The organism is Streptomyces sp. WAC 06738 (assembly GCF_003945505.1).
Taxonomy (GTDB): domain Bacteria; phylum Actinomycetota; class Actinomycetes; order Streptomycetales; family Streptomycetaceae; genus Streptomyces.
In genome coordinates, this window is the sequence record NZ_CP029618.1 from 3389669 (window position 1) to 3415031 (window position 25363).

A 25363-nucleotide genomic window follows, 5' to 3' on the forward strand; every position below is an offset into this window, starting at 1 on the left:
CGTACGCCCCTCCGCGCCCCGCGCGATCCGTACACGCGTGCGCCGCGCGTTCGTACGCCTTGCTCCGTACGGCTGCGCCCGCCCGCCTCCGGCCCGTACGGCTCAGACCTCGACCAGCACCGTGAACGGGCCGTCGTTCGTCAGCGTCACCCGCATCTTCGCGCCGAACGCCCCCGTCTCCACCTGCGCGCCCAGCGCCCGCAGTTGCGCCACGACCTCCTCGACCAGCGGCTCCGCGACCTCCCCCGGCGCCGCCGCCTGCCACGTCGGCCGGCGGCCCTTCCGGGGGTCGCCGTAGAGGGTGAACTGGCTGATCACGAGCAGTGGCGCCGACACGTCCGAGCAGGACTTCTCGTCCTCAAGCACCCGCAGCGTCCACAGCTTGCGGGCCAGTTGCGCCGCCTTCGCGGGAGTGTCGTCGTGGGTGACGCCCACGAGTACGCACAGCCCTTCGCCGATCACCTCGCCGACCGTCTCGCCGCCGGCCTCGACCCGCGCGCCGTCCGCCCGCTGCACCACCGCTCGCATACATCGCATTATCCCCAGGGCGCCACGTGCGCCGCCGTGCCCCCGGGCGCCGCAACGTGCGCGGGGCCGAACGGGCGCAGTCTCCCTGCGATTCGACCGTGCGCAATGGCACGATTGCCTACGGTGTCCGGAAGGTCGCCACGCCGACGCGGCATCTTCGGACGAAGGGGACTGACACTCGCATGAGCTCTCCCGGAGCCGGGCGGCCCACGCCGCCCGTACCGACCGCGCGCAGCAGCCCGCCCGCCGACCGCCCGCCCCGCCCGCCGGGGCCGCGCGCCCCGGACGGCGGTCCCGCGCCCGCGTCCCAGGCGGCGCGGGCCGCGGCGACCGCGCCCGCGGCAGGCGGCGCCACCGCCGTGCTCGCCGCCGCGGGGCCCGCCACCCCGCCCGCGCCGCTCGACGCGCTGGGCCTGCCCGAGCTGCGCCGGCTGCGCCGCTCCGCCCAGCAGGAGGAGGCCGACCTCAGCTACGTACGCCGCCTGCTGCACGGCCGGATCGACATCCTCCGCGCCGAGCTGGGCCGCCGCGCGAGCCCGCACTCGCCGGTGCTCGACCGGCTCCCCGAGATCCTCACCGACGGCCCCTCGCCGCGCCCCGCCTCGGCCCGGCACGTCACCCTGGGCACGCCGCTGCGCGAGGAGTACCGGGAGCTGGCGGAGGAGATGCTCGCCGAGGTCGCGCTCTCCGACCTCTCGGCCCGTACGGACGAGGAACTGCACCGGGGCCTCGCCCGGCTGGCCGGCTACGAGGCCCGGATCTCCCGCCGCCGGCAGCGGCTGCAGCGGACCGCGGACGAGTGCAGCGCCGAGATCGCCCGCCGCTATCGTGAAGGGGAGGCGCAGGTCGACGACCTGCTGTCCTGAGTTCTGACCGAGCGACGGAGCGGAGACCCCGAGGCCGTCCCCGGCACGGAGGGCGCCCGCGCATGCACGACGACACCTGGATACACCCGCCGCCGGTCCCCGGTCCCGCGGCCACCGAGGAGGGCGCGTACGCCGGCGCCGCGCCCGTGCTGGCGGAGGTGGTGCGCTCCGGCTTCGCCGAGGGCCGGCACCGGGGGTCGCTGGTGCTGCTGGGCCCGGACGGCGAGGTGGAGCGGGCCTGGGGGAACGTGACGGGCCAGGTCTTCCCGCGGTCGTCGAACAAGCCGTTCCAGGCGGTGGCGGTGCTGCGGGCGGGGGCGCGGACGGACGCGGGGCCGCTGGCGGGCGAGCGGCTGGCGCTGGCCGCGGCCAGCCACTCGGGCGAACGGTTCCACCTGTATCTCGTACGCAAGATGCTCGCCGGGACCGGGCTGTCGGAGGACGACCTGCGGACCCCGCCCGACCTGCCGCTGGACCCGGAGGAGCGGGAGGCGTACCTGGCCGCCGGCGGGCGGCGGGACCGGGTGGCCATGAACTGCTCGGGCAAGCACGCCGCGATGCTCGCGGCGTGCGTCGCGAACGGCTGGCCGCGGGCACCATACCTCGCCGCCGAGCACCCGCTGCAGCGGCTGGTGCGGCAGGTGGTGGAGGAGACGGCGGGCGAGGAGGTGCGGCACGTCGGCGTCGACGGCTGCGGCGCGCCGCTGATGTCGCTGTCGCTGACGGCGCTGGCGCGCGGCTTCCGGCGGCTGGTGCTGGCCGCGGAGGGCACGCCGGAGCGGCGGGTGGCGGACGCGATGCGGGCGCATCCGGAGTACGTCGCGGGCACCCGGCGGTGGGACACCTGGCTGATGCGCGGGGTGCCGGGGGCGCTGGCGAAGGTCGGCGCGGAGGGCGTGCAGGCGGTGGCGCTGCCGGACGGGCGGGCGCTGGCGTTCAAGGTCGACGACGGGGCGCTGCGGGCCGTCGGTCCCGTGCTGGCGCGGGGCCTTGCGCTGCTGGGCGTACGGTCCCCGGTGCTGGCCAGGATCGGGGCGGCGCCGCTGCTGGGCGGCGCGGAGCACGTCGGGGAAATTCGCGCGACGTTCTGACGCCCGCCGCCTAGCGTGGACGCATGATCGATAACTCCGGGACAGCACTGCACCCCGCGGACGGGGTGCCGTCATGAGCGACGGCATCGAGATCCGTACGCTCACCGAAGGCGACGTGGGCGACTGGATGCGCGCCCTGCACACCGGCTTCATCCGCACCCCCTCCGTCACCGAGGAGGACGTGGCGCTCTTCATCGCGGAGCGGGACCTGGCCCGGGTGCGGGGCGCGTACGACGGCAGGCGGTGGGTCGGCACGTACCGCAGCTTCGCTCAGGAGCTGACGGTGCCGGGCGGGGCGGCGGTGCCCTCGTGCGCGGTGTCCAGCGTCACGGTCTCGCCGACGCACCGCAGGCGCGGGCTGCTCAGCCGGATGCTGCGGGACGACCTGGCGGCGGCGAAGGAGCGCGGCGACGTGGTCGCCAGCCTGATCGCCGCGGAGTACCCGATCTACGGCCGCTACGGCTTCGGCCCCGCCACCTGGGCGACCGCCTACGACGTGACCACACCGCGCGCCCAGCTCGACCCGCGCTACGCGGGCCCGGACGACGGCGGCACCGTCGAACTCCTCGACGGTGCCGAGCTGATGGCGATCGCCCCCGCGCTGCACGACCGCTTCCGCTCGCTGGTCCCCGGCGCGGTGAACCGGAGCGCGTACAAGTGGAAGGTGCACACGGGCGCGGCCCGCTTCAGCGTCGACGAGCCGTGGCACGAGCCCTTCTACGCGGCCTACCGCTCGGCGGCGGGCGAGCCGGAGGGCGTCGTCACGTACCGCACCAAGTGGGGCGAGTGGCCCGGCAAGCTCTCCGACGACGAGCTGACCGTGACCGACCTGATCGCCGTCACGCCCGCCGCGGAGCGGGCGCTCTGGCGCTATCTGGTCTCCTTCGACTGGATCACGACGATCCATACGGGCCACCGGGCGCCCGACGATCTCCTCCCCCTCTACCTAGGTGACCCTCGGGCGGCCCGGGTGACCACGCACGCGGACTACCTGTGGCTCCGGCCACTGGACGTCCCGCGACTTCTGGAGGCCCGCACGTACGCGGCCTCCGGCTCCCTGGTGCTCGACGTACACGACCCGGCCGGCCTGGCCGGCGGCCGCTTCCTGCTGGACGCCGGTGGCCCGGGCGGCACCGGCTGCGTACCCACGGACCGGCCCGCCGACCTCGCCCTGAGCGTGGCGGAGCTCGCGCGGCTCAGCCTGGGCGACGAGTCCGCGGTACGGCTCGCCGCCCTGGGCGTGGTCGACGAGGAGCGCCCGGGCGCCGCCGCACGGGCGGACACCCTGCTGCGCACCTCGCGCCGACCGTGGTGTCCCGACATGTTCTAGATTTCCTCTGCCTCACTGCCCGGCCGCGGCGCGGCCGGGCTCGGCGGACTGGAGCAGCAGCACGGCGAGCGCGAGGCCGCCGATGGTCATGCACGTGACGTTCTGCGCCTTGAGCCCCACGAGCAGGGTGGTGAGCCCGATCGCTCCCACCGCGCCGAAGCGCCATTCGACGAAGCGCTCGAAGCCGACGAGCAGCGCGGACATGGCCAGAGTGATTCCGACCGGCATGGTGGGTCCCTCCCTTCTGCCTACGCAGCGGTCCCCCCTCCCCCCATGCGCCTTCGGACAGCGGGAGAGCGCGAGCCCCGGGCGACGACCATCACCGCCAACTTCTCTCAGTTGCCGCCAGGGTCGCAGAGTTGGTGACCAACTCTGCTTAACTTGTGCCCAGTTGGTAACCAACTCAAAACATTCTGGAGACAACCCCCGCCGGTTGGCCGGAAGTTGTAAGGTTGGCGGGGTGAGCAGGGACCAACCTTCGGCAACCAGCGCCCGAGCCGAACGCGACCGCGTCGCCGACGCACTGCGCGCACGCATCGACTCCGGCGAACTCCGCCCGGGCGACAGCCTGCCGACGCAGAAAGCCCTGATGGACGAGTTCGCCGTCGAACGCGGCGTGGTCCGCAAGGCCCTCGCCCTCCTCAAGAGCGAACACCGCCTCGCCGACGTCGGCAGAGGCTCACCCCCGACGGTGGCGGAGCCCACCGCCCGCCGCGCAGGGGCCTCGTCGCTCACCGCGGACGTGGAGTTGGCGGAGCGGCTCGACGTGGCATTTCAGGCCACCGACGTCACCCTCGACGTCTTCGGTCTGACCACCGAGACACTCAACAGCGCCATCGCACCCACCCTGATGGCCATCAGGGCCGGCCGCATCGCGCCCCGCTCGGTCACCTGCCGCATCATGGTCCCCAGCCCCGAGGCCCACCTGGCCCTCCCCTTCCTCATCGACGACCCGGCGGACCCCCGCCCCCTTCAGCGCCTCAACCGCCTCATCGAACTGCACACGCGCGCCTTCGCGCACGGCATGCAGTACCTCGGCGAACGCGGCCTCGTGGAGGAACTCTCCGTCGAAGTCCGTGGCGTGCCCCTCACCCCGACCACGAAGCTCTATGTCCTCAACGGCAACGAAGCCCTCACCGGCTTCTACGAGGTCGTCCGCAACAGCGTCCCCGCCCCGTTCAGCGAGGACCACATGGACATCTACGACGTCCTCGGCCTCAACTCCCACCTGTTCCGCTACTCCGCGGGCTCCGACAGCCGCGGCAAGAGCGACGTGGACTTCGTCGAGCACTCCCGAACATGGTTCGAGTCGATGTGGAAGACGATCGCGAAGCCGTACCCCTTCACCTCCCAAGCGTCGACTGCCTGAAAATGACCGGCCGTTGTACGGTGCTGTCCGAACACTGGCCCCTGGGCGTGGGGGCCGGGTCGGTGCCGACTCGGAGAAACGTCACGGCACCCATGACGCGTACGGGATGGAGACCCCTTGCGGTATTCCCACCGGCCGGCCCCCGCACGGGGAAGGGGAGGAACATGACTCCCCTCGCAGCGGCTCTCGACTCGGCGAAGTGCGTGTTCTTCGACTTCGACGGGCCGATCTGCCGGCTGTTCTCCGCTCGCCCGGCCGACCTCATCGCCCGGCGGCTCCTGAATCTGCTGGACGACGAGGAGCCCCTCCTGCTGGCGGAGGAGACGTACCTGCCGCACGACCCGCTGGGCATCCTGTCGGCCGCCCTCCGCGCGGCGCCTGACCACGAGTTGATACCTACGGCGGAGCAACAGCTCACGCAGGAGGAACAGCGAGCGGCGCGTCACGCCACCAGCACCCCGGATGCCCACGCGCTGATCGAGGAGTTGTACGGGCAGGGCCGGGTGCTGGCCATCACGTCGAACAACTCGGCCGCCGCCATCCGCGTCTATCTGGACCGGCACGGGCTCGCCCCCTACTTCTCGCCCCATGTCCACGGCCGCCGGGCGGACCCGATCCGGCTCAAGCCCGACCCGGACTGCCTGTGGCGCGCGCTGGAGTCGACGGGCACCATGCCCGGTGAGTGCCTCATGATCGGCGACTCGCCCTCGGACTGGAAGGCCGCCGAGAACGCAGGCGTGAGCTTCGTCGGCTACGCCCGTGCGCCGCACAAGGCCGAGGCGCTGGAGCAGGCGGGAGTACGGCTCATCGTCCACTCGATGAAGGAGATTCTCGACGCGATATCCGGTGCTGCCCCGGCCGCGGTCCGCCCCCCAGACAATTAACTGGCTCTCAGTAGCGTCGAGGGGGCCGTGCAGGTCGCGGACGAGTAACCTTCCCTGATCACTGCCACACCACCCACCACGCCACTGTCGAGGACTTCCGACCGATGCCGGCCTCCCAAGCATCCCCTTTTCAGACCATCTTCGCCGTGGCGGAGCAGGTCGTGGGGCCGCTGCCCGGGTACCACCACGAGACGTACGCGGTTCGACTGGGCGCTGCTTCCGGGTTGTTCGGGCAGTCGGCCGGGTGGGTGAAGTTGCGGGATCCGCGGCCCGGGTTGTTGTGGTTCGACCGTCGGTGTTTCGGGTCCGAGGACGAGCTGCTCGCCACGCTGGCCGGGCGCGTCTCCCACATTCCCGCGGTCGGCCACATCGACTCCCTCACCGTCCAGGGCTTCATCGAAGGGTGCACGCTGGCCGAGGTCGCGCCGCCCGGGGAGGACGTGCCCGCCCCGTTCGTCGGCCAGATCATCCGGCTCTTCCGGGAGCTGCTGGCCGTCGAGCCCTACGATCCCGCGCTGCTCGCGCTGCACACCCCCCTGCCGGCGGAGCGCGGGAGCGCGGAGTTCGCCCGGGATCTCGTCCAGTTCACCTTCATTGACGTGGTCGAGCAGTCCCTGCCCCACTTCGACGCGCTCTTCCACAGCCTGGGCATCCACCCGGGGTCCGCCCCCGCCACCCCCTCCTCCCTGGAGGCCCGGCTCCGGGGCATGACCCCGCGCCCGTTCGGGCTGCTCCACGGGGACGTGCACCGCGCGAACCTCATCGTGGACGAGCACGGCGCCCTCTGGGCCATCGACTGGGAGCTGGCCCTGATCGGCGACCCGCTGTACGACCTGGCCACCCACCTGCATCTGATGCGCTATCCGGCCCGCCAGGAGGGCGAGGTCATCGCCCGCTGGGCCGACGTGGCGGAGGAGTCCCGGCCCGGGGCCGCCGCAGGTATCGAGGCCGACCTGCCCCGGTATCTCGCGTTCAAGCGGATCCAGTCGGTGTACACGGATGTGATCCGGCAGGCGTACTCGACGGAGCGGGGTGAGACGTCGACCGCCGAGGCGGCCAAGGTGATCAACGCCGCGCTCGACCGGGCGGCGGACTCACTGCCGTTGCCCACGGTGGCCGGTGCCGGCGAGATCGAGCACGAGCTGCTGCGGTGGCTGGCCACACCCCGCCCGCGGGGCGCGGCCAATACCGGGGGATCGCCTTCCGCATCGTAGGGTGACGGCATGAGTGGAGTCGACGAGCCCGCGCACGACCCCGCCGTGTTCGAGCTGGCCACCAAGGCTTTCGAGCTTGCCCGGCAGGGGCAGACCGACACGCTGGCCGCCTATGTGGACGCCGGGGTGCCGGCCGGGCTGCGGGACGACGACGGGGACACCCTCGTGATGCTCGCCGCGGTCAACGGGCATCCCGGGACCGTCGCCGCGCTGTTGCAGCGGGGGGCCGACGCGGATCAGGTCGGGGCCGCCGGTGCGACGCCGCTGGCCGCGGCGGTGCGGGCCGGGGCCGACGACGTCGTGCGGGTGCTGCTGCGGCACGGGGCGGATCCACAGGCCGGGTCCCCCTCGGCGGTCGCGACCGCGCGGGTCGCCGGCAGGACGGAGCTGCTGGAGCTCTTCGGCGGCGTGTGAGGCCCGGGTCCCTTACCTCACCCGCCTCCTGAACAGCACCGCCGCTGCCGCCATCGACCCCACCGTCAGCGCCGCGCACCACGCCAGGGCCTCCCACGGGCTGCTGCCCGCCGGCTGGCCCAGCAGCAGTTTCCGCAGTGACTCGATCACCGGTGTCAGCGGCTGGTGCTCGGCGAAGCCGTGGAGCCAGCCCGGCATCGAGTCGACCGGGACGAAGGCGCTGGACGGGTACGGCAGGAAGGCCAGGAAGAACGTGAAGCCACCCGCCGCCTCCGGGGAGTTGGCCAGCAGGCCGACCGCCGCCGCGACCCACGATATGGCCGTGATCACCGCCAGCAGGATGCCCGCCGACGCGAGCCAGCCGCCGACGCCCGCGTCCGGGCGGAAGCCGATCGCGAAGGCGACCGCGAAGACCAGCACCGTGGCGGCCAGGTTCCGCACGACGCTGGCGGCGACGTGGCCGGTGAGGACGGCGGTGCCGCCGACGTCGAGGGAGCGGAAGCGGTCGATGACCGCGCCCTTCATGTCGTCCGCGACGCTCATCGCCGTCGTGCCCGCGCCGAAGCCGGCACACAGGACGAGGACGCCGGGGGCGACATAGTCCACATAGCGCCAGCCTCCGCCGGTGTCGATCGCGCCGCCGAAGAGGTAGACGAAGACGAGCATCAGCAGGACGGGCAGCGCGAGCGCCGTGATCACGGCGTCGGGGTTGCGGGAGCTGAGCCGCACGGAGCGGCCGACCATCGTCGCCGAGTGGGTGAGGGCGTCAGCCATCGCGGGTCACCTTCAGAAAGACGTCGTCGAGCGTCGCGGAGTGCACGGCGAAGCGCTCGACCTGGGTGCGGTCGGGGTCGATGGCGTCGAGCAGGTCGCGTATGTGGGCGGCGCGGCCGTCGGTGGTGACGCCCAGGGTGCGGGTGCCGGGGTCGCGGCGCACGGCGAGGTGGTCCAGGGCGTGGGCCGCCTTCTCGTACGCCTCCGGGGAGGCCAGCGTGAGGTCCAGCCGCTCGGCGGAGACCTGCTGCTTCAGCTCCGCCGCCGTGCCCTCGGCGACGAGCCGGCCCCCGTCGAGGAGCGCGATGCGGTCGGCGAGGCGGTCGGCCTCCTCCAGATACTGCGTGGTGAGGAAGACCGTGACGCCGGCGTCGGCGAGGCGGCGCACCTCGTCCCAGACGGCCTGGCGGCTGCGGGGGTCGAGGCCCGTGGTCGGCTCGTCGAGGAAGATCACCGAGGGGTCGCCGACCAGGCCCGCCGCGAGGTCGAGACGGCGGCGCATGCCTCCCGAGTACGTGCGGACGCGGCGCCCGGCGGCCTCGCCCGCGAGGCCGAACCGCTCCAGCAGCCCGGCCGCGCGGCGGGCGGCGGCGGGGCGGGAGAGGCCGGTGAGGCGGGCGACCATGCGGAGGTTCTCGGCGCCGGTCAGCTCCTCGTCCAGCGCGGCGTACTGCCCGGTGAGGCTGATGGCCCGGCGGACCTGCGCGCGCTCCGCGACCACGTCGAACCCGGCGACGCTCGCCGTGCCCGCGTCGGCGCGCAGCAGCGTCGCGAGGATGCGGACCGTGGTGGTCTTCCCGGCGCCGTTGGGCCCGAGGAGGGCGAAGACCGTGCCGGGCCCGACGGTCAGGCCGACGCCGTCGAGCACCTTCGTGCCGCCGTACGCCTTGGTGAGGCCGGCGGCCTCGACGGCGGGGCGGGTGGGCTGGGGCACAGCTCCCCCCTTTCTCCGTAGAAGCTCCGCAGAGCCGCTTCTGCGTATGCCTTACACACTACTGCGTAGAGCATACACGGCACTGTGTAGGGCGTAAACTGAGCAGATGGACGCCATGGACGCCGCGGGCGAAGGCCGGCGCGGCGAGGACAAGCGCGACGCCGGAGCCGTTCCCGCCAGTGTCGAGGCCGCGTGGGGCCTGCGGCCGCGGCCGCAGAAGGGGCCGAAGCGGGGGCTGACGCTCGACGGGATCGTCGCGGCGGCGGTCGCGGTCGCGGACGCGGAGGGGCTGGAGGCCGCGTCGATGGGGCGGGTGGCCAAGGAGCTGGGCGTCTCGACGATGGCGCTCTACCGGTACGTGGCCACGAAGGACGAGCTGGTCACGCTCATGGTCGACGGGGCCTTCGGCCCGCCGCCGCCGCTGCCGGCGGAGGCCGAGCGCGACTGGCGGGCGGGGCTGCGGCACTGGTACCAGGCCGTCGGCAAGGCGATGTTCGCGCACCCGTGGGCCGTGGCGCACGTACCGAGCGGCGGCCCGCCGGTCACGCCGAACCAGCTCGCGGCGCTCGACCAGGCCCTCTACATCCTGCGCGACACCCCGCTCACGGAGTTCGAGAAGGTGGCCACGGCGCTGCTGGTGAGCAACCAGGTGCGCGCGGAGGTGACGATCGCCCTGGCGATGGGCGGCAGCCCCGACGTGGAGCGGCTGATGAACGAGTACAGCCGGTTCCTGCTCCGCGTCTCCGACGCCGGCCACCTGCCCCATCTGCGTACGGCGGTGGAGGGCGGCGCCTTCGACGAGGGGGACGCGGAGGCGCCGCAGAACCCCTCGGACTACGACGAGTTCGCGTTCGGCCTGGAGCGCGTGCTCGACGGCATCGAGGCGCTGATCAACGGACGCCGCCGGGACTGACCACGGGCGTCCGCACGCTGATCACGGACTTCCGCACGCCTGGTCCGGCGGGGGATCATGTGGCATGCGCGCGGACGGCTGGCACCTCACCGAAGACCTCGACGAATTCCTGGCCGAAGCGGGGGAGTTCCTGCGCGACCGGCCCGTACCGCACATCATGGCGCTGACCTGGGCGGCCCGGCTGAAAGCGCGCGGCACGGGCCCGTACGGCGGCGGGCGCCCGCTGCTCGGCCGGCTGTCCCGGGCGGGGTCGGTGGCCGGCGTCTGCCACCAACTGCCGGGCCGCAGCCTCGGCCTCACCCCGCTCACCGCGGCAGAGACCGACTCCCTCGCCGCGCACCTCGCGGCCCTCGGCCACACCCCGCCCGGCGTCGGCGGCGACCACGACACCACCACCGCCTTCGCGGCGGCCTGGCAGCGGCACACGGGCGCCGCCCCGGCCCCCGCCGTCCGCCTCCGGCTGCGCCGCCTCGGTACGCTCACGCCGCCGGATCCCGCGCCGGCGGGGCGGGCGCGGGCCGCGGGCGAGGCGGACCACGAGCAACTCATGGACTTCTGCCGCGGCTTCGCGGCCGACGTCCGCGAGGACGTCACCATCGACGCCGCCACCTGGCCCACGACCCGCTACGCCGACAAGCACTACACCTTCTGGGAGACCCCGGACGGCACTCCCGTCTCCATGGCCGGCGTCAACCCGGCCGTCGCCGGGCTCGCCCAGGTCGACCCGGTCTACACCCCGTCCGCCCACCGCGGCCACGGCTACGCGGCCGCGGTGACGGCGGCGGTGACCCGCGCGGCGCTCACCGCGGGCGCCACGGAGGTCGTGCTCTTCACCGACGCGACCAACCCGACCAGCAACGCCCTGTACCAGCGCCTCGGCTACGACGTGTTCGCCGACTGGACGACGTACACCTTCGCGCAGGACTGACGAGCATCCCCAGCATGCCGAGCCCCGCCATGACCGCGGCGAGATGCAGCGCGGCGGCGACGGCGGGGCTCTCGGGGAGGGTGACGTCCGCGGGGCGGGCGAGTGCCACATACACCGTGAGGGGCAGCTTCCAGCCGCTCCACGCGAAGAGCGAACCGGAGCCGAGCCAGCCGAGTCCGAGCAGGAGCGGGCGGGGCACGGGAGCGGGACGTGTTTGGGCGAGCGACCGGACGGCGGCGGCCCCGGCGAGCGCCCAGAACGCGCTCAGGCCGGTCAGCAGGTACCCGTCCGTGCTCCGTTCGCCCGGGTGCGCCACGCCCGCGGTGCCGCCCGCGGCCCAGTAGAGCCACACCAGGCCGACGGCGGCGGCGACGCCGGCGGACCGGCACGCCACGGTACGGGGCCCGTCCCCGGCCCGCCCCGTGAACGCCTCCGGCCAGCGCCGCCGCAGATAGGCGGGGAGGGCGAGGGCGAGGCCCAGCCCCATCGACACGAAGCTGAACTGGATCAGGGCGGCTTCCCAGCCGGGCATGGCGGGATCGTCGCGGGACGCCGAGCCGCCGTCCCCGCCGCCACCGCCGCCACCGCCGCCACCGCCGTCCCACAGCGTGCTGAACACCGCGTAGGGAAGGATCGACACCAGGAACCCGGACCCGGCCCAGGCGCAGAACGCCACCATCCACCCCGGTATCCGCATGCCCCAGGGCCGTACCAGCGCGAGCCCCAGGGCGATGCCGATCGCCGCCATCCCGATGGTCACCGTGTTGAGGAGCAGCCAGCCGGTCAGGCTGAAGCCGCCGCCGACCGGCGCCACGCCCAGCAGCGCGCCGGCCACCCACGACACCTTGATCAACGCGTACGGCGCCAGGGCCAGCGCCGCCCCGTATCCCGACCACCGGCCGACTCGGTCCCAGCCTTCCACCGGATGTCCCTCCCTCGGCAGGAACACCAGACTCGGCCCTCACCCCGCCCCGTACGTCCCCCGCCGGGGGTGTCCGCCTCCCCCGGGCGGCGGGGGCGGGTCTCGTCATCGAGGCGGACGGGCGCCCGGGCGCGCCGGACGAGCCGGTACGCGTCGGCCCGGCGGCGGAGTTCGTACGCGCGCGTCAGGTACCACTCGGCGTCCACCCGTCTACTGCTGCCGGCGCTCCACGACGTCCGCCACCACGCAACTCACGTTGTCGGGGCCGCCGGAGCCGTTGGCGAGCGCGACGAGCGCGCGGACCGTCTCCTCGGGGTCGCCGCCCTCCGCGAGCACCCGGCGGATCTCCTCCTGCGGTACGACGGCCGACAGCCCGTCCGAGCACAACAGGTACCGGTCGGCAGGACGGGCGTCGTGCAGGCGCATGTCCGGGGTGACGTCCGGGTCGTGGCCCAGGGCGCGGAGCAGCAGGGAGCGCTCGGGGTGGGAGGACGCCTCCTCGGGGGTGAGGCGGCCCTCGTCGACCATCGACTGCACGACGGTGTGGTCGTGGGTGATGAGGAACAGTTCGCCGTCGCGCAGGAGGTACGCGCGTGAGTCGCCGATGTGGACGAGGGCGAGCTGGGAGCCGGTCCAGAGCATCGCGGTGAGCGTGGTCCCGGCGTCCGCGGGCGACGGGGCGGCGACGGCGCGCACGGCGTGCTCGGCCTCTCCGATCGCGTCCTCCAGCACGTTGAGGAGACCGCCGGCCGGAATGCCGTCGGTCTCCAGCCGCCTGAGCGCGTCGACGGCGGCGGCACTCGCGGGCGCGCCCCGCACCCCGTACCCGTCGGCGACGGCGAGCAGCCGCTCCCCGGCGTAGGCGGTGTCCTGGTTGCTCTCCCGTACGAGACCGGTGTCGGACAGGGCGGCGTAACGGATCTCCAGGGGCATGGCGGGTTCCTTCCACGACAGATGGTTGACGAGGAAGGCGGCCAGCTCGCGCCGCGCGGCGGTGTCGGCCTCGACGCGCGCCCAGTACGCCCGTACCTCCGCCGCGGCGGCACCGGCGTCCAGGGAGCAGACGTGCCGGATACGGGCCAGGGGCATCCCGAGCCGCCGCAGCCAGGCGACGAGCCGCGCCTGCTCCAGTTGCCCGGGGGCGTAGAGGCGGTAGCCGGTCACCGGGTCCACGCGGGCGGGGGTCAACAGCCCCAGCTCGTCGTAGAGCCGCAACGCCTTGGGCGACAGCCGCGCCGCGCGCGCGAAGGCCCCGATGGTGAGCAACCCCATGCCGTCCCTCCTCGTGCCGGGCGGCCGCCCGGCACGGCCGATGCTGTGGCTTCCCCCAGGGTGAAGGTCAACCGCGACCTCTAGGCTCGTCCACAGTGAGTCCGCCGGCCGGTCCCCGGGAGCCGTCATGCAGATGAAGTTGAGCGCGATCACCCTCGACTGCCCCGATCCCCCGCTGCTGGCGGCGTTCTACCAGCAGGCCACCGGCCTCACGCTCCACCCGAAGTCGGACGCCGACTTCGCGGGTCTCACCGGGGCCGGCGAACTCGTCATCGGCTTCCAGCGGGTCGACGGCTACCGGGCGCCGACCTGGCCCACCCAGGCCGTACCGCAGCAGCTCCACCTCTGCTTCACGATCGAGGAGGACCTGGCCGAGGCCGAAGCCCGGCTCCTCTCCCTGGGCGCGGCCAAACCGCAGGGCCAGCCCCAGGAGGACAGGTGGCGGGTCCTCACCGACCCGGCGGGGCACCCCTTCTGCATCGTCAGGGCCGCCGCGCCGGAGTGAAGCGCGGGGGCGCGGCCGTCACGCGTCCGTCACCTGGTGATCACCGGAGTCGTCGTCCTCGGCCGGACGGAGCCTGCGGCGGGCGGCTTCCAGCCGCTCGGCGTAGTCCGCCGCGTAGATCTGCGGCAGCGACTTGTCGAGGGTTCCGGCGATGCGGTGAAGGGGCGCCCAGACCGCGGCATCGTCGACGAGGCGACCGAGATCCGTCATCTGCACCCGCTCCAGCCAGTCCGACAGGACCAGCGCCTCGTCCGGGGTGAGCCTGACGACGATCTCGGGGTTCTCCACGGGTCGACGGTAGTCCGCGGGCCGTGTGCTGTCAGAGGCGTCGGGCACGAGGCCGTCGACGGCCGCGGACGAAAACCCGGCGACGCCGGGGATCGTCCCCGGGATACTCGTCGCCCGTGGATGAGGTCAACGTCGTCGTCGCCCATTCCGAGCGCGCGACCCTGCGCGTCGGTGAGGTGTTCCTGAAGGTGGACACCGATCAGGCGCGCATCGACGTCGAGGTCGAGGCGATGGCCCTGGTGCCGGTCCCCACCCCGGAGATCCTCTGGCGCAAGCCGTCCGTACTCGCGATCGCCGCGGTCCCGGGGACGGCGCTCGGCCGGCTCGGTGAGCCCTCGGCCGCGTCGCCGGCGGCGTGGGCCGCGGCGGGTGCCGCCGTGCGGCGGTTGCACGACGCGCCGCTGCCGCCCTGGCCCGGCCGGCGCCGCCGGGGCCCCGGCGAGTGGGCGGCGGAACTCGACCGGGAGTGCGACCTGCTCGTGAAGAACGGCATCCTGCCCGCCGGCCTGGTCACCCGCAACCGCCAGGTCGCCGAGACCGCGCTCCGGCCGTGGACTCCGGTGTTCGCGCACGGCGACCTGCAGATCGAGCACGTCTTCGTCGACGGAGACGAGGTCACGGGCATCATCGACTGGTCCGAGGCGGGCCGGGGCAGTGCCCTGTTCGACCTCGCCACCCTGACGCTCGGGCACGAAGAGAACCTCGACGACCTCCTCGCCGGCTACGGCACCGACGTCGACGTCGACGCGATCCGCGCGTGGTGGTCGCTGCGCAGCCTGCTGGGGGTTCGCTGGCTGGTCGAGCACGGCTTCGACCCGTTCGCACCCGGCTGCGAGGTCGACGTGCTGAGATCCCGGATGTGAGACCGCGCGGCCGGGGTCGCCGCGATCGCGGGTGTCCCGTCTCAATGGAAGTGGGCCATCGTGAGGCGGCGACCTGGGGTGGCTCAGGTTGAGTGAGACGGCAATGGCTGGCCTGTCTCACTCAACCTGAGCAGTTGTCCGTTGACATCGAACCCAGCCGCTCTGCCGTCGAGCGGAGTCGTGCCGCGTCTGGTGCGCCCAAACCACGACACGAAAGAGAACCGACGGCAAGCCCGTCGGCCTCTGCACTTGGCCGGGGTCCGCAGAAGGGGGCCCGGTCGGCGAACCCGATGACCACGCCATCAGTCGGTCCCGCGGCGGACTGACTGCGGCGTCACGTCCAGCCCCAGTGAGCTGTTGCACTCTCTTCTCCGAAGTCGTGGCGTGTCCTCAAATCGGCCTTCTCGGAGAATGGCTGTCGGGCCGATTAGTCGAGGTTTGTCTCCGGGCTTGAGCCGCGCCAGCCGCCGTTGACATACCACTTGTCGGCCGCCAGGGCCTTGAACAGGGCATAGCCCATCGTGTTGGGGTTACCCCGGTAGCGCCAGCCCTCGGCCTTGTGCTCAAGCCAGGGGGCGACGGAGTTAGTGGGCATCATCGTGAGGTCGTGGTTGGTGGATGCGATGTGGCTACTCACCAGAAGGCTGTACCGGTAGTCCAGGTCGAACACCTTCAGGTGTTTCTGGAGGCGTTCTGTGAGTGTGTCGCTCCAATCAGGGTGGGGGGAAACGAAGAACTTCATCGACGGCTGCTCATTGCCGCGTGGCCTCCTGAGACGAGCTCGAAGCCAGGGGTGGTGGGAGAAGTCGTCGAAGTAGGGGTGCAGGGTCTGGTCACCCGCATTGATGGGGACTGTCGCGCGCTTGCCGGTGTTGCAGTCGCGGCAAGCCGGGATGAGGTTAACCGGTACCACGCTGAGCAGCGGGTACGTGTTCTTGGGTAGGTGGTGATCGAGTGTGGTTACCAGGCCCTCCCCGCACAGTGGACACCGGTTATCCCGTCGACGGCCTTCTTGGTCGGTCGTACCTTTGAGCGCCTCGTAGATGCGGCGGCCCGGAGCGCGGTCCTTGGCCAACCGGTCGGTGTAGACCCCCTCCAGTGCCTTGCGGTCGCGACGGGTGCCAGGAGTGGCGGCGAGGCCGGTGAGGGTGTGAAGAGCCTGGCCCTGAGCAGCTGCCTCGTACGCGCTTGCTGCATCGGCCACCGCGTCGGTGAACGATTCCAGCCGTTTTCGGTTATTTGGGCGGGCGTTGGCGATGCAGGTGGTGTAGACGTCGCGTGCGTTGAAGGTCGGAGGGTCTATGTGCCGCATCAGCCGTGTCCCTCCACGTCGTCGCGCTGGCCGAGCAAGGCGCTGAGCACCAATTGCGCCTCGCTGCCCAGCCGTCCGCTGAAGTGTTCCAGGACAGCGTCGTAGGAGTAGCCGACGTCGACCAGACGCCGTAGTTCGTGCAGAAAGCCGGCCTCGGTGAGTTCCAGACCGAAGACCTCGTGAGTCAGCACGCCGACGTTCTCGCCGTACGTCTCGATGCGGGGCTGCGCGGCTCCGAGCTGCCCGCCGTAGCGCCAGAGCTTCCAGACGCAGTGGGCAGGAATCTCTTGGAGTACAACCGGAGAGTGTGTGGCGACGATGGCCAGCCCGTTGCGCTCGGCGAGGAGATCGGACAGCGCACGCATGAACGCGGACAGCAGGGGCGGATGGAGGTGGGTTTCCGGCTCATCGATGATGACGAGGGTCCGCTCACTCACGTGCTCGATGAGCCGGGACATGGTGAGCAGAACGAGTCGGTGGCCGGCGCTGAGGCGGCGGAAGAGCTGCCGGGCTTTATTCTCGCGGCTGTTCAGGCTGGCGGTGTTCTCGAAGTTCTCCAGCCATCCCTCCTCCAGGAGTCCGCTCCCGGGATAGTCGAGGGTGCGCAATGCCCTGATCCATTGTGGGCTGCGCTCGCGCGTCAGACATGCCTTCATTGCCTGCGCAAAGTCTTTCCTGAGCCCGCCAGGGGTCTTGAACCTGGGGGATCGTGAACCCTGAACACGCAGGCCCACATAGGAAGCGATGAACATCTCGTCGCCCTCGACGAGCGGGAAGTCGTCAAAGGCGCTGAACGAGACGGCCACCAAGTTGTTGAAGGAGCGGCCCTCGCGGCCATACTCGGTGATCCGCCCGAGCTCCACTATCTGTGGCTCGACAGCAGCGACGGCGCGGGCCAAGTGGGAAAGTACATATGACTTCCCCACGCCGTTCCGTCCGGTCAGGGCGTGCACGTTGCTGGCCGGCCGAGAGCCTGGTTCGACCTTGAATTCGAACCTCACGGAAGCCATTGCCGGTGGCAGCGGCGGCTCGTAGGCGATATCGAAACTTACCCGGCGCGCTCCACCGCGTGCGATGCGTCGCAGCTGGCCGCGCACAGTCGACATTTTGACGAAGCGCAGTAGCGAAGTACGGGTCACATTCTGGTTCCGCGCGAGGCGGAATGAGTCCTCGTCGTAGGCGATGTCCCGGAGCGCGGTGAGTACTTCCTCCCGGACGGCGCCGGGTATCTCGCTCAGCGTGTAGTAATAGCTTTCATCCTGGCCCACCGAGAAATAGCGCGAGCTGTCCAAGCGGCTGAAGCGCTCCGGGAGCAGGTAGTTGCCGAAATCCTCGCCGTCCGTCGCCACATGGCCGATCTTCACGGTGCCGACTTCGACCCAGCCCTCCCTCGTATGAACACGCAACGTGAACATGGTGCGGTACCCGTCGTCGTCCCAGGTGTCGTGGACGAGGAGCGCATCGAAAAGATCCTCCGCCATGGCGCCACCTTCGGCCAAGCGATGGTTGTCATAAATCACGCCGAATCGCACGGTTTTCCTGGCCCTTCCCCGCTTACTGTGCTCCGTCCTGATGTGCGATCTTAGGCGGCGGCGCGCACGGGTGTGCGGGGGCGGACGTCGCGAACTCAGCGGCCCGGCTGGAGTGCACCGTTGGAGTCTGGAGTAGGGCCGCCGTTGCTTCGCTACGGGCTGGCACGGCTATGTGTTTTCGCTGCGGTGGTGGGCGTGCCAGAGGCGTCTGAGGGCTTCGAGCTCGGTTCGTGGGAAGTGTTCGCCCCACTTGCCTCGATAGCCGCTCTCGCCATAAGTCTGCGCGACCTCGTCGAAGCAGCGGATCACGGTGCGGGCGAGCTGGTCGATGCCGAGCTGACTGGACCAGGTCTCGGTTCCCCTGTTGTCGTGATCGCTGCCGTCGCGCAGTTCCAGCACGCGGATCCAGATGTCCTCGCCTTCGCGGTAGAAGATCCACCGATAGGCAGTCGGCTCGGCCTCGAACTGGGCACGGGTCTCTGTCTCGCCGGCGACGAGCCGGGCCACCGCGGTCAGGAGCTCCTCGGGCGCACTCGTGATGTAGGACGCGGTGAGCTCGACTTTCGCCTGGCGATCTTCAAGGGTGCAGTCGGCCCAGCCGGATCCCGCAAGCGTCCAGGTGATGCGCATGTCGGATGTCACTGGTGCTCCTCGGCGAGGAAGGCCCGGACATCGGCGGCGAGGGAAGCCATCTGCTCGCCGGCCTCCAGCCAGGTGGTCACCGAGGCACCCCAGCCGCCTGCGGCCTGCGTCCACGGCCGCAAGGCCCAGGTCAGCCCGACGTAGCCGCCGGACCGGAAGGCCGCCGACGCCGTCAGGTCGCGGTCGTTGGTATGCCAGCTCCGTTCGCCGTCCCATCCCTGGTAGTCGGTGGCGAGCTCTTCCAGAAACGCGGTGAGGTCGCTGTCCCAGATCCAGGCGACGACCTCGTCGACGCGAGCGGTCAACCCGGGAGCGCGCAGTTCGACGGCATAGTGCACGGAGTCTGCGTCGAAGCTGAACCGGTCGCAGAACGTCACGCTGACGGACGCGTTGTTCTGGCAGCGGATGGTCACACTGGGCTTGTCGTCGGTGTCGTCGTCCGGGGAGGTCATGGGCGGAACGCTAGGCCAGCGTCGCGTTCGACGTCATCGGGATTCTCCCCTTTCAGGGCTATGCCTCTCAGGGAATCGTGTGCCCTGGGCTGCTTCGCACTCGGCGGCGAACTCGTCGAGGAGCTCGAATAGGACCTTGATCGCGTGCTGCTCGTCCTCAGGCGGAAGGTTCCAGATGTCGTCCCAGCCGTTCGGGAGGGCGATGTGAAGGACCTGGCCGGGCCAGGCGTGGTTGCAGTCGCGTCCGCGCCGGGCGATGAGCCAGTCGTGCCAGCGGGTGAGCCCGTGCCCATCGTGCCGGAGAGCGTGCTGGTCGTAGCCGGTCAGGAACGCGGTCAGCATGTGGAAGGAGGTTTTGCCGACGAACATGCCGGGACGTCGGCCGACGCTGGCGAAGTACTCGCGCTCGGTCATTTCCGAGAGGGATTTCATGAGCCCGCCCCCTCGTGGTCTCCGGAGCCATCGTCCAGGGCTGGACCAAGCCTGCGGCGGGCCGCTTCCAGGCGTTCGGCGTAGTCCGCCGAAAAGATTCCTGGTAGCGACTTATCGAGCGTTCCGGCGATGCGGTGAAGGGGTGCCCAGACCGCGGCATCGTCGACGAGACGGCCGAGGTCCGTCATCTGCACTCGCTCCAGCCAGTCCGACAGGACCAGCGCCTCGTCCGGGGTGAGTTTGATGATGATCTCCGGGTTTTCCACCGCTCGAACATAGTCCGTGGACTGTGCGTTGTCAGAGGTGCCTGGCACAGTGCCGCCGTGGATATCGATTCCTTCTGGGAGCTCATCGAGGAGTGCCGACGGCAGGCACAGGGGCCGGACGAACGGCTCGCGTGGCTGCGTGGCGCACTGTCGCAGAGGTCGCTGGCAGAGGTCGTGCAGTTCCAGGTGCGCTTGGACGAGGTGACACACGAAGCGTTCACGTGGGATCTGTGGGCAGCTGCGGACCAGATCTTCGGCGGCTGGTGTTCAGATGACGGATTCTGTTACTTCGGCCTCTGGATGGTGGGACTCGGCCGGGAAGCCTTCACTCAGGCGGTGGCTGATCCCGATGTCCTGGCGGCCACTCCGGAGGTCCAGGCCCTGGTGGGTCGTCCGCGGGAGGTATGGAACGACGACTGGCCCGGGTGGGAGTCGCTCGACTACGTCGCCATGGAGGCGTACGGGATCCTGGCTGGTGTGGACGACGAGTGCGGCGAAGCCTTCTACGAAGCCGTTGACGCCGAGCAGGGTGATGGAGGTGACAACTCCGGACCGCGCGGTGAGCAGTGGGACGTTCGGTGCGAGGATGAGGCAGCACGCAAGCTGCCGAGACTGCGCGCGATGTTTCCCCTGCCATAGTGACCCGGTGGCGCGAGCGAGGCGCAGACCGCCGCATCAAGTTCCAGAGCCCGGATGACTGGGGCTGTAAGGGCTTCCAACTGTTCAGCGTCCGCAAGACGGGGTGCGGCGCAGGAGTCTGCGCATGATGAGCGGAGGCCACCACTCTGGGGTGCTTGGTGCCGCCGATGCGACCCGTAACAGTTGACGTTCCTGTTCGTCCGTCCGTTCGTTGATTCTCTCCGCGACAAGCGTGGCTTCGCTCCTGAACCACGGGATGGCGGTCGTTCTCAGCTGTCGTTCTGGGGGCAACCGACGCTCGAACTCTTGGTGGAAGAGCTGAACATCGCGGGAATTGCCGAGAGCTCGGTGACGCCAGACCGGTGATGTGTAGAGCCCCAGGACTTCGACGAGATCTGGCAGGAGAGCGGCTTCGCGCTTTGCGTAACTTCGATGAGCGATGGGCTCGTCGGGAGCGATGAGGTCGAGAAGGCGTTCTGTCCTGTTGACGGCATATCCGTGTTTGGCTAGCTCGCGCCAGAATTCGACGCATTCCAGGTAGGCAGCGAGAACCCGTCGGGGTGTCCGCTGTCGAAAGAGTCGATGGAGTCTCCGCTGCGCGTGGATGATCTCAGGGGCCCGGTTGAGGTTGAACTGCCCATCGACAGCGCCCGCGAAGTTGGCCATGTAGTGCCCGTGATGAGTGCGCGTCCAACGGCGGTGTTTTACGCAGAGGTGATGGTGCCCACTGATGACCCAGATTTCGACTTTCCAGTCGTCTCGTCCGGTGCGGGCCGCGACGCAGGCATGGCAGGCCCAGCTGCGGGCTAGACCTTCGTGCTGCTCGTGGGGCCACGAGCCTGGAGTAGCTACCTCGGGCAATTGCCGCATCAGCAGATGAGGAGTCTGCCCGCTCCGTATGGCCAGGAGTCTCACGTCGTCCATGGGCGATTCTGCTGCGTAGAAGCGGCGGAGTACGCGTTCGGGCGGAAGCCTATTGAGCAGGGCGAGCCGTGCAATGTAGGACCGCAGGGTCTCGTTCGGGAAGGAGGTGGTGGCCAAGGGGAGCGGCCAGACTGGGCCGTAGAGGTCCGCGGAGTGGGTCATGCCGATGTCCGGTAGGCGGTCTCGCTGGCGTGGTCGACATGAATGGTGTGCAGCTGGCGACGGGTGATCCGCTCACTGCCGTCGAGGATTGCCGAGATGGCGGCGGCCCGGATCAGGTGAGAGAGGCTGCCGATCATGCCGCCGGTGCGTTGGTGGAGGTAGACGTGCAGCTTGGCCAGGGTGCCGGGAGTGTGGTGATGCAGCCGGAGGGTGTCCTCCATGGTCGCTACAAGCCCTTCCCACTCCGGTCCTGGTGGGAAGGGGGCGGTGTGCAGGAGTGTGCAGCGGCCGGCGATCTGGCCACCCCGGATTCCGGTGAATAGCCCGGAATGCTCGACGTCGATGCCTGCGTAGACAAACGTGGCGGGCAGGTGCTCGGTGAAGTACTTCAGGTGGTCGGACAACTCCTCACCCGCGATGGTGGCGAGGTTCATCAGGTGGATCTCGTCGACCAAGACGAGATCGGTGCGGGCTTCCGTCAGTACTTGGCAGACGGAACTGGTGATGTCGGCGGTGTTGTGCCTGGGTGAAATGGTCGGAAGTTTAAGGAATCGGGCGAACTCCAGCGCGAGCTTGCGGGCCGAACCCTTGGGTGGGGCCGTCACATAGACCACCGGGATGCGCCGGCTGTCTCCGTAACGCCGCCGGATGCGAAGCTCGTGCAGGCGGCCGAGTTGCCGCAGCGCTGTGGTCTTCCCGGTGGTGCGCTCCCCGGAGATGATCAGGCCACGGCGGGCGCCGCGCTCGCGCCGGTTCAGCAAGGTCAAAAGGCGCCCTTGGTGGGCAACTTCTTTGACGGTAGAAGTGCGCACGACCTGGAGTTCGGAGTGGTAGTCGATGCGAGCCTCGTCGTAGTTGGCGCGCGCTTCGTCGTCCATGGACTCCCAGAGTTTGAGAGGAGCGAGGTCGAAGGTCGCGGGGTCCTTTTCGACGAAGCGGCGCCAGCCACTCAGGGAGGTGGGCGGTTCGATCCGTTCGTCGTCCGCCGACTGTTTGGGCTCGTCAGGTGTGTTCACCACCACCGTTTCGCCTCCTCACGGGCGTCGAAGATGCCCAGCGGCACCACCTTCGCCACCTCCTCAATCTCCTCGGCGGCTTTGGGATCCGGGTCCGGTTCGAGCCGGGGCGTCGGGCTGGCCGTTGGTGGCTCGGGGCGGGGCCAGGCCGGGGTGCTGGTCGCCCTGGTGCGGGCGGCGACCTTGCGGTCGCGCCGCTCGGCCGCTCGGCGCCCGCCCTTGCTGCGGCGGGCGGGCCTCCCGGCCCCGCCCTCGGGACCGTCGGCCGCGCGGTCCAGCAACTCAGCAGCAACGAGCGCGACTTCCTCCTCGTGCGGCCGACGGCCAGCGCGTTCGGCCAGCACCTGGTGGGCCCGGTCGAAGACCAGTTCACCCATCGGGACCGGGCAAGTCCGCAGGTGGCGCCAGGTCGCGGTGATCCATCCTTCGCCGCGGTGGTTGCGCACCCAGACGCAGGAGATGTCGTAGGGGTCGTAGTGGACCTCCCAGAGCCGGCCGTCCGGACCGGCCCCGGAGGGCTGGCGCCGGCAGGGGCCCAGCTCACGGGCGTCATAAGTGCGGTTGTTGATCCGCACCCCGCCAGGACCGATGACACGCCACTCGCGCGGCATGAGCTGGATGTACTCCTCCGGGCTGAGCGCGACCGGCACGTATCCGGCCGCCGAGACCAACGCGGCGTACTTCTCGTTCGGGCTCAGCGGACGGTCCGGCATCAGCGGGTCCCGAAGCCCGTCGTGCGGCCTGACCTGCCAGACGGCGACGACCCATTCCTGAAGGAGTTCCTGGAGCTCGTGGATGGACCAGGCCGCCTGCGCGGCCGGGTCCTTGCCCCGCATCTCCGCACTGCGGCCGGTGTAGCCGGTCACGTACTGGGCGAACATCGTCGCCACCGACCCCAGCGTCCGCTCGATGTGCGGCTTGTCGGTCGGGGTGTCCGGGTGTGCGGGCTGGAACGAGATCCCCAGGTGCCGGCAGGCATTGCGGAAGTTGTCCGAGATGAACGCCTTGCCGCGGTCGCTGACCACCGTCTCCGGAACGAGCACCGGCTTCGCGGCGGCCTTGGCCAGCCGCTCGTCCAGCGGCAACAGCGAGGCATAGGGCAGAACCGACCGCGACATGCGCAACGCATCCGACCAGCCAGGCCGCATCGGCTCCGGTGTCATCGCCCGGGCCAGCAGCAGCGCGGCGTCCACCGCCTTCGTCGACGGCCGCAGCACCACCGCCGCCAGCGTCCTGGTCGCCAGATCCACCAGCCCGGTCAGCTCGCAGCGGTCCACCGTCCCGTCATCGTGGACGACCATCACGTCCAGCGGCGTGGAGTCGATCTCCACCACCTCACCCGGCCGGACTGCGGTCAGCTGCCCGAACATCCGCTTCGGCTGCTTGCCCACCGACCGGCGTGTGCGAGCCGAGCCCAACAGGTGCCGCCCCGTCGAAACCGCCTCCAGCAGCCGGTAGAACGTCGCCCTGGAGGGCATCGGGACCTCTCCGGCGCCGTGCTCATCCGCCAAGAGACGCTCGACCTGGTGCCGCAGCACCAGCGCGGACACCGTCGCCTCGTTGGTCCGGCTGCTCACGACCTTCTCGATCGCGGCCACCACTCGCGGATCGGCCCGGCCCGTGCCGGTGGCCGACTTGCGCTGCCGCCCGTCCACCAAGCCCGCTACCCCCTCACGCTCGAAGCGAGACCGCATCCGGCGCAGCGTGCTCAACGCCACCTCCTCGCCGCCCTGCCGCAGTTCGGCGAGCTTGGCCAGCTCCCGCTGACGCACGGAGCGCACCTCCGGGTCGTACTCGGCCCTCACGGGGGTGTGCGGATCACCATCCACGCGGCCCGTCATCAGCTCGGTCAGATGCCGCTGCCACCACCGGGCCCGCTCCACCACTTCTTCCGGCAGCCCATCCAGCACGCCCTCCTCCGGCAACGGCGGGCGCGCAGGACCGGTGCTGAGCACGGCGAAGCCCTCCGAGGCCAGCAGGTGCCCCAGCAGCACGACGCTCGCCGCCTGGGCGTCGTCGACCAGGCGGACCGATGTGCCGTGCAGGGCGGCCACGGTGTGCTCCCGCCCGTCGAAGCGGACCCTGTCACCCAGCGACAGCAGCCGTGGACGCGTCGGCATCCCAGCCCACCTCCCCCACGGCTGCGGGCGCCGGCCGCACCAGCGACGCTGCTGACAAGCGCTCCGCCCGCGTCTCCGCTGTCAGCTCGCTGCGCCAGAGCAGGTGGTAGAGCACTGGCAGCACCGCGAGCGGATCCCCGACCGCGCGAGCCCCGGCCAGCAGCCCCAGTGGCTCGCTGAACGCTGCCAGCAGAGCGCTTGCCACCGGCTCCTGCCGAACCCTGGGATGCCGGTAGCCCGACAGCCACCGCAGATTCGCCGCCAACACCGGATCGAGAACCCCGACCCGTTCGTAGCCCCAGCCGACCCGGGCGCAGGCCTCTGCCGTCGCTGTGAACTTCGCCGCGTCCCCGGGCTCGATCCGCTCGTCAGGACGCACGTCCAGCACGACGGCAGTGCCCTCCCGGCGGCGTATGAAGTAGTCCGGCGTGTGCTTGATCCGCCGGCCCCGTCCGCCGTACCGCCAGGACAGCCGGAACGGCTGTGAGGCCACTGCCACCACGTCCGGTTCGGCGTCGAGTCGCATCAGGTGCCCGAGCTCTACCCACGACTCGTAGCCCACCAGCTCGGCGCAGGTCGCTGCCCAGTACCAGCCCGAGAAATTGCGCTGCCCCCTATACGACGGGAACGCGCGCACCTGTCCGGCCACCTCGAACCGGACAGGCCACATCACTTCAAGCGCCCCGCCGAGCGACTCGCCTCGCGCATCGACGTACTCCAACCAGAAGTCCTCCGGCTCCACCAGGCACCCCCGACTCGGCGCTGACCAGG

28 protein-coding genes are annotated in these 25363 nt (G+C 70.8%); 12 read left to right on the plus strand and 16 right to left on the minus strand.

Features of this window, described 5'->3' with window-relative positions; translation table 11 throughout:
• Positions 1 to 102: 102 nt before the first annotated feature.
• Complete coding sequence (dtd, locus tag DMB38_RS14475; RefSeq protein WP_125935533.1) at positions 103 to 528, minus strand: D-aminoacyl-tRNA deacylase; 426 nt, start codon at positions 526 to 528, stop codon at positions 103 to 105.
• A 182-nt stretch (positions 529 to 710) separates the two neighbouring features.
• Between dtd and DMB38_RS14480 the strand changes: the two genes are divergently transcribed.
• The 3 genes from DMB38_RS14480 (at position 711) to DMB38_RS14490 (ending at position 3815) form a co-directional block, all read left to right on the plus strand.
• Entirely contained in the window at positions 711 to 1394 is a 684-nt protein-coding gene (locus tag DMB38_RS14480) for an ABC transporter substrate-binding protein (RefSeq protein ID WP_125935534.1), read from the plus strand.
• Positions 1395 to 1456: 62 nt separating this feature from the next.
• Positions 1457 to 2485: an asparaginase gene (locus tag DMB38_RS14485; RefSeq protein ID WP_125935535.1), complete on the plus strand. Its 1029-nt coding sequence runs from the start codon at positions 1457 to 1459 to the stop codon at positions 2483 to 2485.
• A 73-nt stretch (positions 2486 to 2558) separates the two neighbouring features.
• Positions 2559 to 3815, plus strand: coding sequence for a GNAT family N-acetyltransferase (locus tag DMB38_RS14490; protein ID WP_125935536.1), 1257 nt, complete (start codon positions 2559 to 2561; stop codon positions 3813 to 3815).
• A gap of 12 nt (positions 3816 to 3827) precedes the next feature.
• On the opposite strand, the gene DMB38_RS14495 is transcribed toward DMB38_RS14490, so the two are convergent.
• Positions 3828 to 4043, minus strand: coding sequence for a hypothetical protein (locus tag DMB38_RS14495; protein ID WP_027772341.1), 216 nt, complete (start codon positions 4041 to 4043; stop codon positions 3828 to 3830).
• A 232-nt stretch (positions 4044 to 4275) separates the two neighbouring features.
• On the opposite strand from DMB38_RS14495, the gene DMB38_RS14500 reads away from it, so the two are divergent.
• The 4 genes from DMB38_RS14500 to DMB38_RS14515 all read left to right on the plus strand — a co-directional run bounded on the left by DMB38_RS14500 (position 4276) and on the right by DMB38_RS14515 (position 7696).
• Positions 4276 to 5184 (plus strand): GntR family transcriptional regulator, encoded by a 909-nt coding sequence (locus tag DMB38_RS14500; protein ID WP_125935537.1) that lies wholly within the window; start codon positions 4276 to 4278, stop codon positions 5182 to 5184.
• A 164-nt stretch (positions 5185 to 5348) separates the two neighbouring features.
• Entirely contained in the window at positions 5349 to 6068 is a 720-nt protein-coding gene (locus DMB38_RS14505) for an HAD family hydrolase (RefSeq protein ID WP_164715995.1), read from the plus strand.
• A gap of 146 nt (positions 6069 to 6214) precedes the next feature.
• On the plus strand, positions 6215 to 7282 hold the full coding sequence (locus DMB38_RS14510; protein WP_164715997.1) for a phosphotransferase: 1068 nt from the start codon (positions 6215 to 6217) through the stop codon (positions 7280 to 7282).
• A 9-nt stretch (positions 7283 to 7291) separates the two neighbouring features.
• A complete protein-coding gene (locus DMB38_RS14515; protein WP_125935540.1) occupies positions 7292 to 7696 on the plus strand; it encodes an ankyrin repeat domain-containing protein in 405 nt (134 codons plus the stop codon).
• Positions 7697 to 7708: 12 nt separating this feature from the next.
• Here the strand turns inward: DMB38_RS14515 and DMB38_RS14520 are convergent, their stop codons facing one another.
• Together DMB38_RS14520 and DMB38_RS14525 are read right to left on the minus strand one after the other, a co-directional pair.
• On the minus strand, positions 7709 to 8470 hold the full coding sequence (locus DMB38_RS14520) for an ABC transporter permease (protein WP_125935541.1): 762 nt from the start codon (positions 8468 to 8470) through the stop codon (positions 7709 to 7711).
• A complete protein-coding gene (locus tag DMB38_RS14525) occupies positions 8463 to 9404 on the minus strand; it encodes an ATP-binding cassette domain-containing protein (RefSeq protein ID WP_125935542.1) in 942 nt (313 codons plus the stop codon). The genes DMB38_RS14520 and DMB38_RS14525 overlap by 8 nt, the downstream gene beginning before the upstream one ends.
• 106 nt (positions 9405 to 9510) lie before the next feature.
• On the opposite strand from DMB38_RS14525, the gene DMB38_RS14530 reads away from it, so the two are divergent.
• The gene (locus DMB38_RS14530) at positions 9511 to 10317 is read left to right on the plus strand and encodes a TetR/AcrR family transcriptional regulator (protein ID WP_125935543.1); all 807 of its coding nucleotides are present in this window, start codon (positions 9511 to 9513) and stop codon (positions 10315 to 10317) included.
• Positions 10318 to 10381: 64 nt separating this feature from the next.
• Complete coding sequence (locus DMB38_RS14535) at positions 10382 to 11245, plus strand: GNAT family N-acetyltransferase (RefSeq protein ID WP_125935544.1); 864 nt, start codon at positions 10382 to 10384, stop codon at positions 11243 to 11245.
• On the opposite strand, the gene DMB38_RS14540 is transcribed toward DMB38_RS14535, so the two are convergent.
• The gene (locus DMB38_RS14540) at positions 11148 to 12167 is read right to left on the minus strand and encodes a hypothetical protein (protein WP_125935545.1); all 1020 of its coding nucleotides are present in this window, start codon (positions 12165 to 12167) and stop codon (positions 11148 to 11150) included. The two genes, DMB38_RS14535 and DMB38_RS14540, sit on opposite strands and share 98 nt — an antisense overlap.
• A 210-nt stretch (positions 12168 to 12377) precedes the next feature.
• Positions 12378 to 13439 carry a MerR family transcriptional regulator gene (locus tag DMB38_RS14545; protein WP_125935546.1) on the minus strand — a complete coding sequence of 354 codons (1062 nt, stop codon included), beginning with the start codon at positions 13437 to 13439 and terminating at the stop codon, positions 12378 to 12380.
• Between the two features lie 127 nt (positions 13440 to 13566).
• On the opposite strand from DMB38_RS14545, the gene DMB38_RS14550 reads away from it, so the two are divergent.
• The gene (locus DMB38_RS14550; RefSeq protein WP_240662233.1) at positions 13567 to 13944 is read left to right on the plus strand and encodes a VOC family protein; all 378 of its coding nucleotides are present in this window, start codon (positions 13567 to 13569) and stop codon (positions 13942 to 13944) included.
• Positions 13945 to 13962: 18 nt separating this feature from the next.
• Here the strand turns inward: DMB38_RS14550 and DMB38_RS14555 are convergent, their stop codons facing one another.
• Entirely contained in the window at positions 13963 to 14232 is a 270-nt protein-coding gene (locus tag DMB38_RS14555; RefSeq protein ID WP_125935547.1) for a hypothetical protein, read from the minus strand.
• 116 nt (positions 14233 to 14348) lie between these two features.
• On the opposite strand from DMB38_RS14555, the gene DMB38_RS14560 reads away from it, so the two are divergent.
• A complete protein-coding gene (locus DMB38_RS14560; protein WP_125935548.1) occupies positions 14349 to 15095 on the plus strand; it encodes a phosphotransferase in 747 nt (248 codons plus the stop codon).
• Between the two features lie 427 nt (positions 15096 to 15522).
• On the opposite strand, the gene DMB38_RS14565 is transcribed toward DMB38_RS14560, so the two are convergent.
• The 6 genes from DMB38_RS14565 to DMB38_RS14590 form a co-directional block, all read right to left on the minus strand.
• Positions 15523 to 16407: a hypothetical protein gene (locus DMB38_RS14565; RefSeq protein ID WP_125935549.1), complete on the minus strand. Its 885-nt coding sequence runs from the start codon at positions 16405 to 16407 to the stop codon at positions 15523 to 15525.
• Positions 16407 to 17939: an AAA family ATPase gene (locus DMB38_RS14570; RefSeq protein WP_240662235.1), complete on the minus strand. Its 1533-nt coding sequence runs from the start codon at positions 17937 to 17939 to the stop codon at positions 16407 to 16409. Before DMB38_RS14570 ends, DMB38_RS14565 begins: the two co-directional genes overlap by 1 nt.
• Positions 17940 to 18107: 168 nt before the next feature.
• On the minus strand, positions 18108 to 18581 hold the full coding sequence (locus DMB38_RS14575) for a hypothetical protein (protein WP_206337693.1): 474 nt from the start codon (positions 18579 to 18581) through the stop codon (positions 18108 to 18110).
• Entirely contained in the window at positions 18578 to 19033 is a 456-nt protein-coding gene (locus DMB38_RS14580) for a DUF6228 family protein (protein ID WP_164715998.1), read from the minus strand. Before DMB38_RS14580 ends, DMB38_RS14575 begins: the two co-directional genes overlap by 4 nt.
• 33 nt (positions 19034 to 19066) lie before the next feature.
• Complete coding sequence (locus DMB38_RS14585; protein ID WP_125935550.1) at positions 19067 to 19465, minus strand: hypothetical protein; 399 nt, start codon at positions 19463 to 19465, stop codon at positions 19067 to 19069.
• Positions 19462 to 19731, minus strand: a complete 270-nt coding sequence (locus DMB38_RS14590) for a hypothetical protein (RefSeq protein WP_125935551.1) — start codon at positions 19729 to 19731, stop codon at positions 19462 to 19464. Before DMB38_RS14590 ends, DMB38_RS14585 begins: the two co-directional genes overlap by 4 nt.
• 57 nt (positions 19732 to 19788) lie before the next feature.
• Between DMB38_RS14590 and DMB38_RS14595 the strand changes: the two genes are divergently transcribed.
• Positions 19789 to 20370, plus strand: coding sequence for a DUF4240 domain-containing protein (locus DMB38_RS14595; RefSeq protein ID WP_125935552.1), 582 nt, complete (start codon positions 19789 to 19791; stop codon positions 20368 to 20370).
• Positions 20371 to 21452: 1082 nt separating this feature from the next.
• On the opposite strand, the gene DMB38_RS14600 is transcribed toward DMB38_RS14595, so the two are convergent.
• Genes DMB38_RS14600 through DMB38_RS14610 form a run of 3 tightly spaced genes read right to left on the minus strand, consistent with a single transcriptional unit; the run spans position 21453 to position 25334 of the window.
• The gene (locus DMB38_RS14600; protein ID WP_125935553.1) at positions 21453 to 22478 is read right to left on the minus strand and encodes an ATP-binding protein; all 1026 of its coding nucleotides are present in this window, start codon (positions 22476 to 22478) and stop codon (positions 21453 to 21455) included.
• Entirely contained in the window at positions 22469 to 24592 is a 2124-nt protein-coding gene (locus DMB38_RS14605; RefSeq protein ID WP_125935554.1) for a Mu transposase C-terminal domain-containing protein, read from the minus strand. Before DMB38_RS14605 ends, DMB38_RS14600 begins: the two co-directional genes overlap by 10 nt.
• Positions 24558 to 25334 carry a TnsA-like heteromeric transposase endonuclease subunit gene (locus DMB38_RS14610; protein WP_125935555.1) on the minus strand — a complete coding sequence of 259 codons (777 nt, stop codon included), beginning with the start codon at positions 25332 to 25334 and terminating at the stop codon, positions 24558 to 24560. Before DMB38_RS14610 ends, DMB38_RS14605 begins: the two co-directional genes overlap by 35 nt.
• Positions 25335 to 25363 lie beyond the last annotated feature (29 nt).

Bases quoted from the DNA above. Each gene is read 5' to 3' on its own strand.
- dtd (WP_125935533.1), bottom strand. From the start codon at position 528: ATGCGAGCGGTGGTGCAGCGGGCGGACGGCGCGCGGGTCGAGGCCGGC.
- DMB38_RS14480 (WP_125935534.1), top strand. From the start codon at position 711: ATGAGCTCTCCCGGAGCCGGGCGGCCCACGCCGCCCGTACCGACCGCG.
- DMB38_RS14485 (WP_125935535.1), top strand. From the start codon at position 1,457: ATGCACGACGACACCTGGATACACCCGCCGCCGGTCCCCGGTCCCGCG.
- DMB38_RS14490 (WP_125935536.1), top strand. From the start codon at position 2,559: ATGAGCGACGGCATCGAGATCCGTACGCTCACCGAAGGCGACGTGGGC.
- DMB38_RS14495 (WP_027772341.1), bottom strand. From the start codon at position 4,043: ATGCCGGTCGGAATCACTCTGGCCATGTCCGCGCTGCTCGTCGGCTTC.
- DMB38_RS14505 (WP_164715995.1), top strand. From the start codon at position 5,349: ATGACTCCCCTCGCAGCGGCTCTCGACTCGGCGAAGTGCGTGTTCTTC.
- DMB38_RS14515 (WP_125935540.1), top strand. From the start codon at position 7,292: ATGAGTGGAGTCGACGAGCCCGCGCACGACCCCGCCGTGTTCGAGCTG.
- DMB38_RS14520 (WP_125935541.1), bottom strand. From the start codon at position 8,470: ATGGCTGACGCCCTCACCCACTCGGCGACGATGGTCGGCCGCTCCGTG.
- DMB38_RS14530 (WP_125935543.1), top strand. From the start codon at position 9,511: ATGGACGCCATGGACGCCGCGGGCGAAGGCCGGCGCGGCGAGGACAAG.
- DMB38_RS14535 (WP_125935544.1), top strand. From the start codon at position 10,382: ATGCGCGCGGACGGCTGGCACCTCACCGAAGACCTCGACGAATTCCTG.
- DMB38_RS14545 (WP_125935546.1), bottom strand. From the start codon at position 13,439: ATGGGGTTGCTCACCATCGGGGCCTTCGCGCGCGCGGCGCGGCTGTCG.
- DMB38_RS14550 (WP_240662233.1), top strand. From the start codon at position 13,567: ATGCAGATGAAGTTGAGCGCGATCACCCTCGACTGCCCCGATCCCCCG.
- DMB38_RS14565 (WP_125935549.1), bottom strand. From the start codon at position 16,407: ATGCGGCACATAGACCCTCCGACCTTCAACGCACGCGACGTCTACACC.
- DMB38_RS14580 (WP_164715998.1), bottom strand. From the start codon at position 19,033: ATGACCTCCCCGGACGACGACACCGACGACAAGCCCAGTGTGACCATC.
- DMB38_RS14585 (WP_125935550.1), bottom strand. From the start codon at position 19,465: ATGAAATCCCTCTCGGAAATGACCGAGCGCGAGTACTTCGCCAGCGTC.
- DMB38_RS14605 (WP_125935554.1), bottom strand. From the start codon at position 24,592: ATGCCGACGCGTCCACGGCTGCTGTCGCTGGGTGACAGGGTCCGCTTC.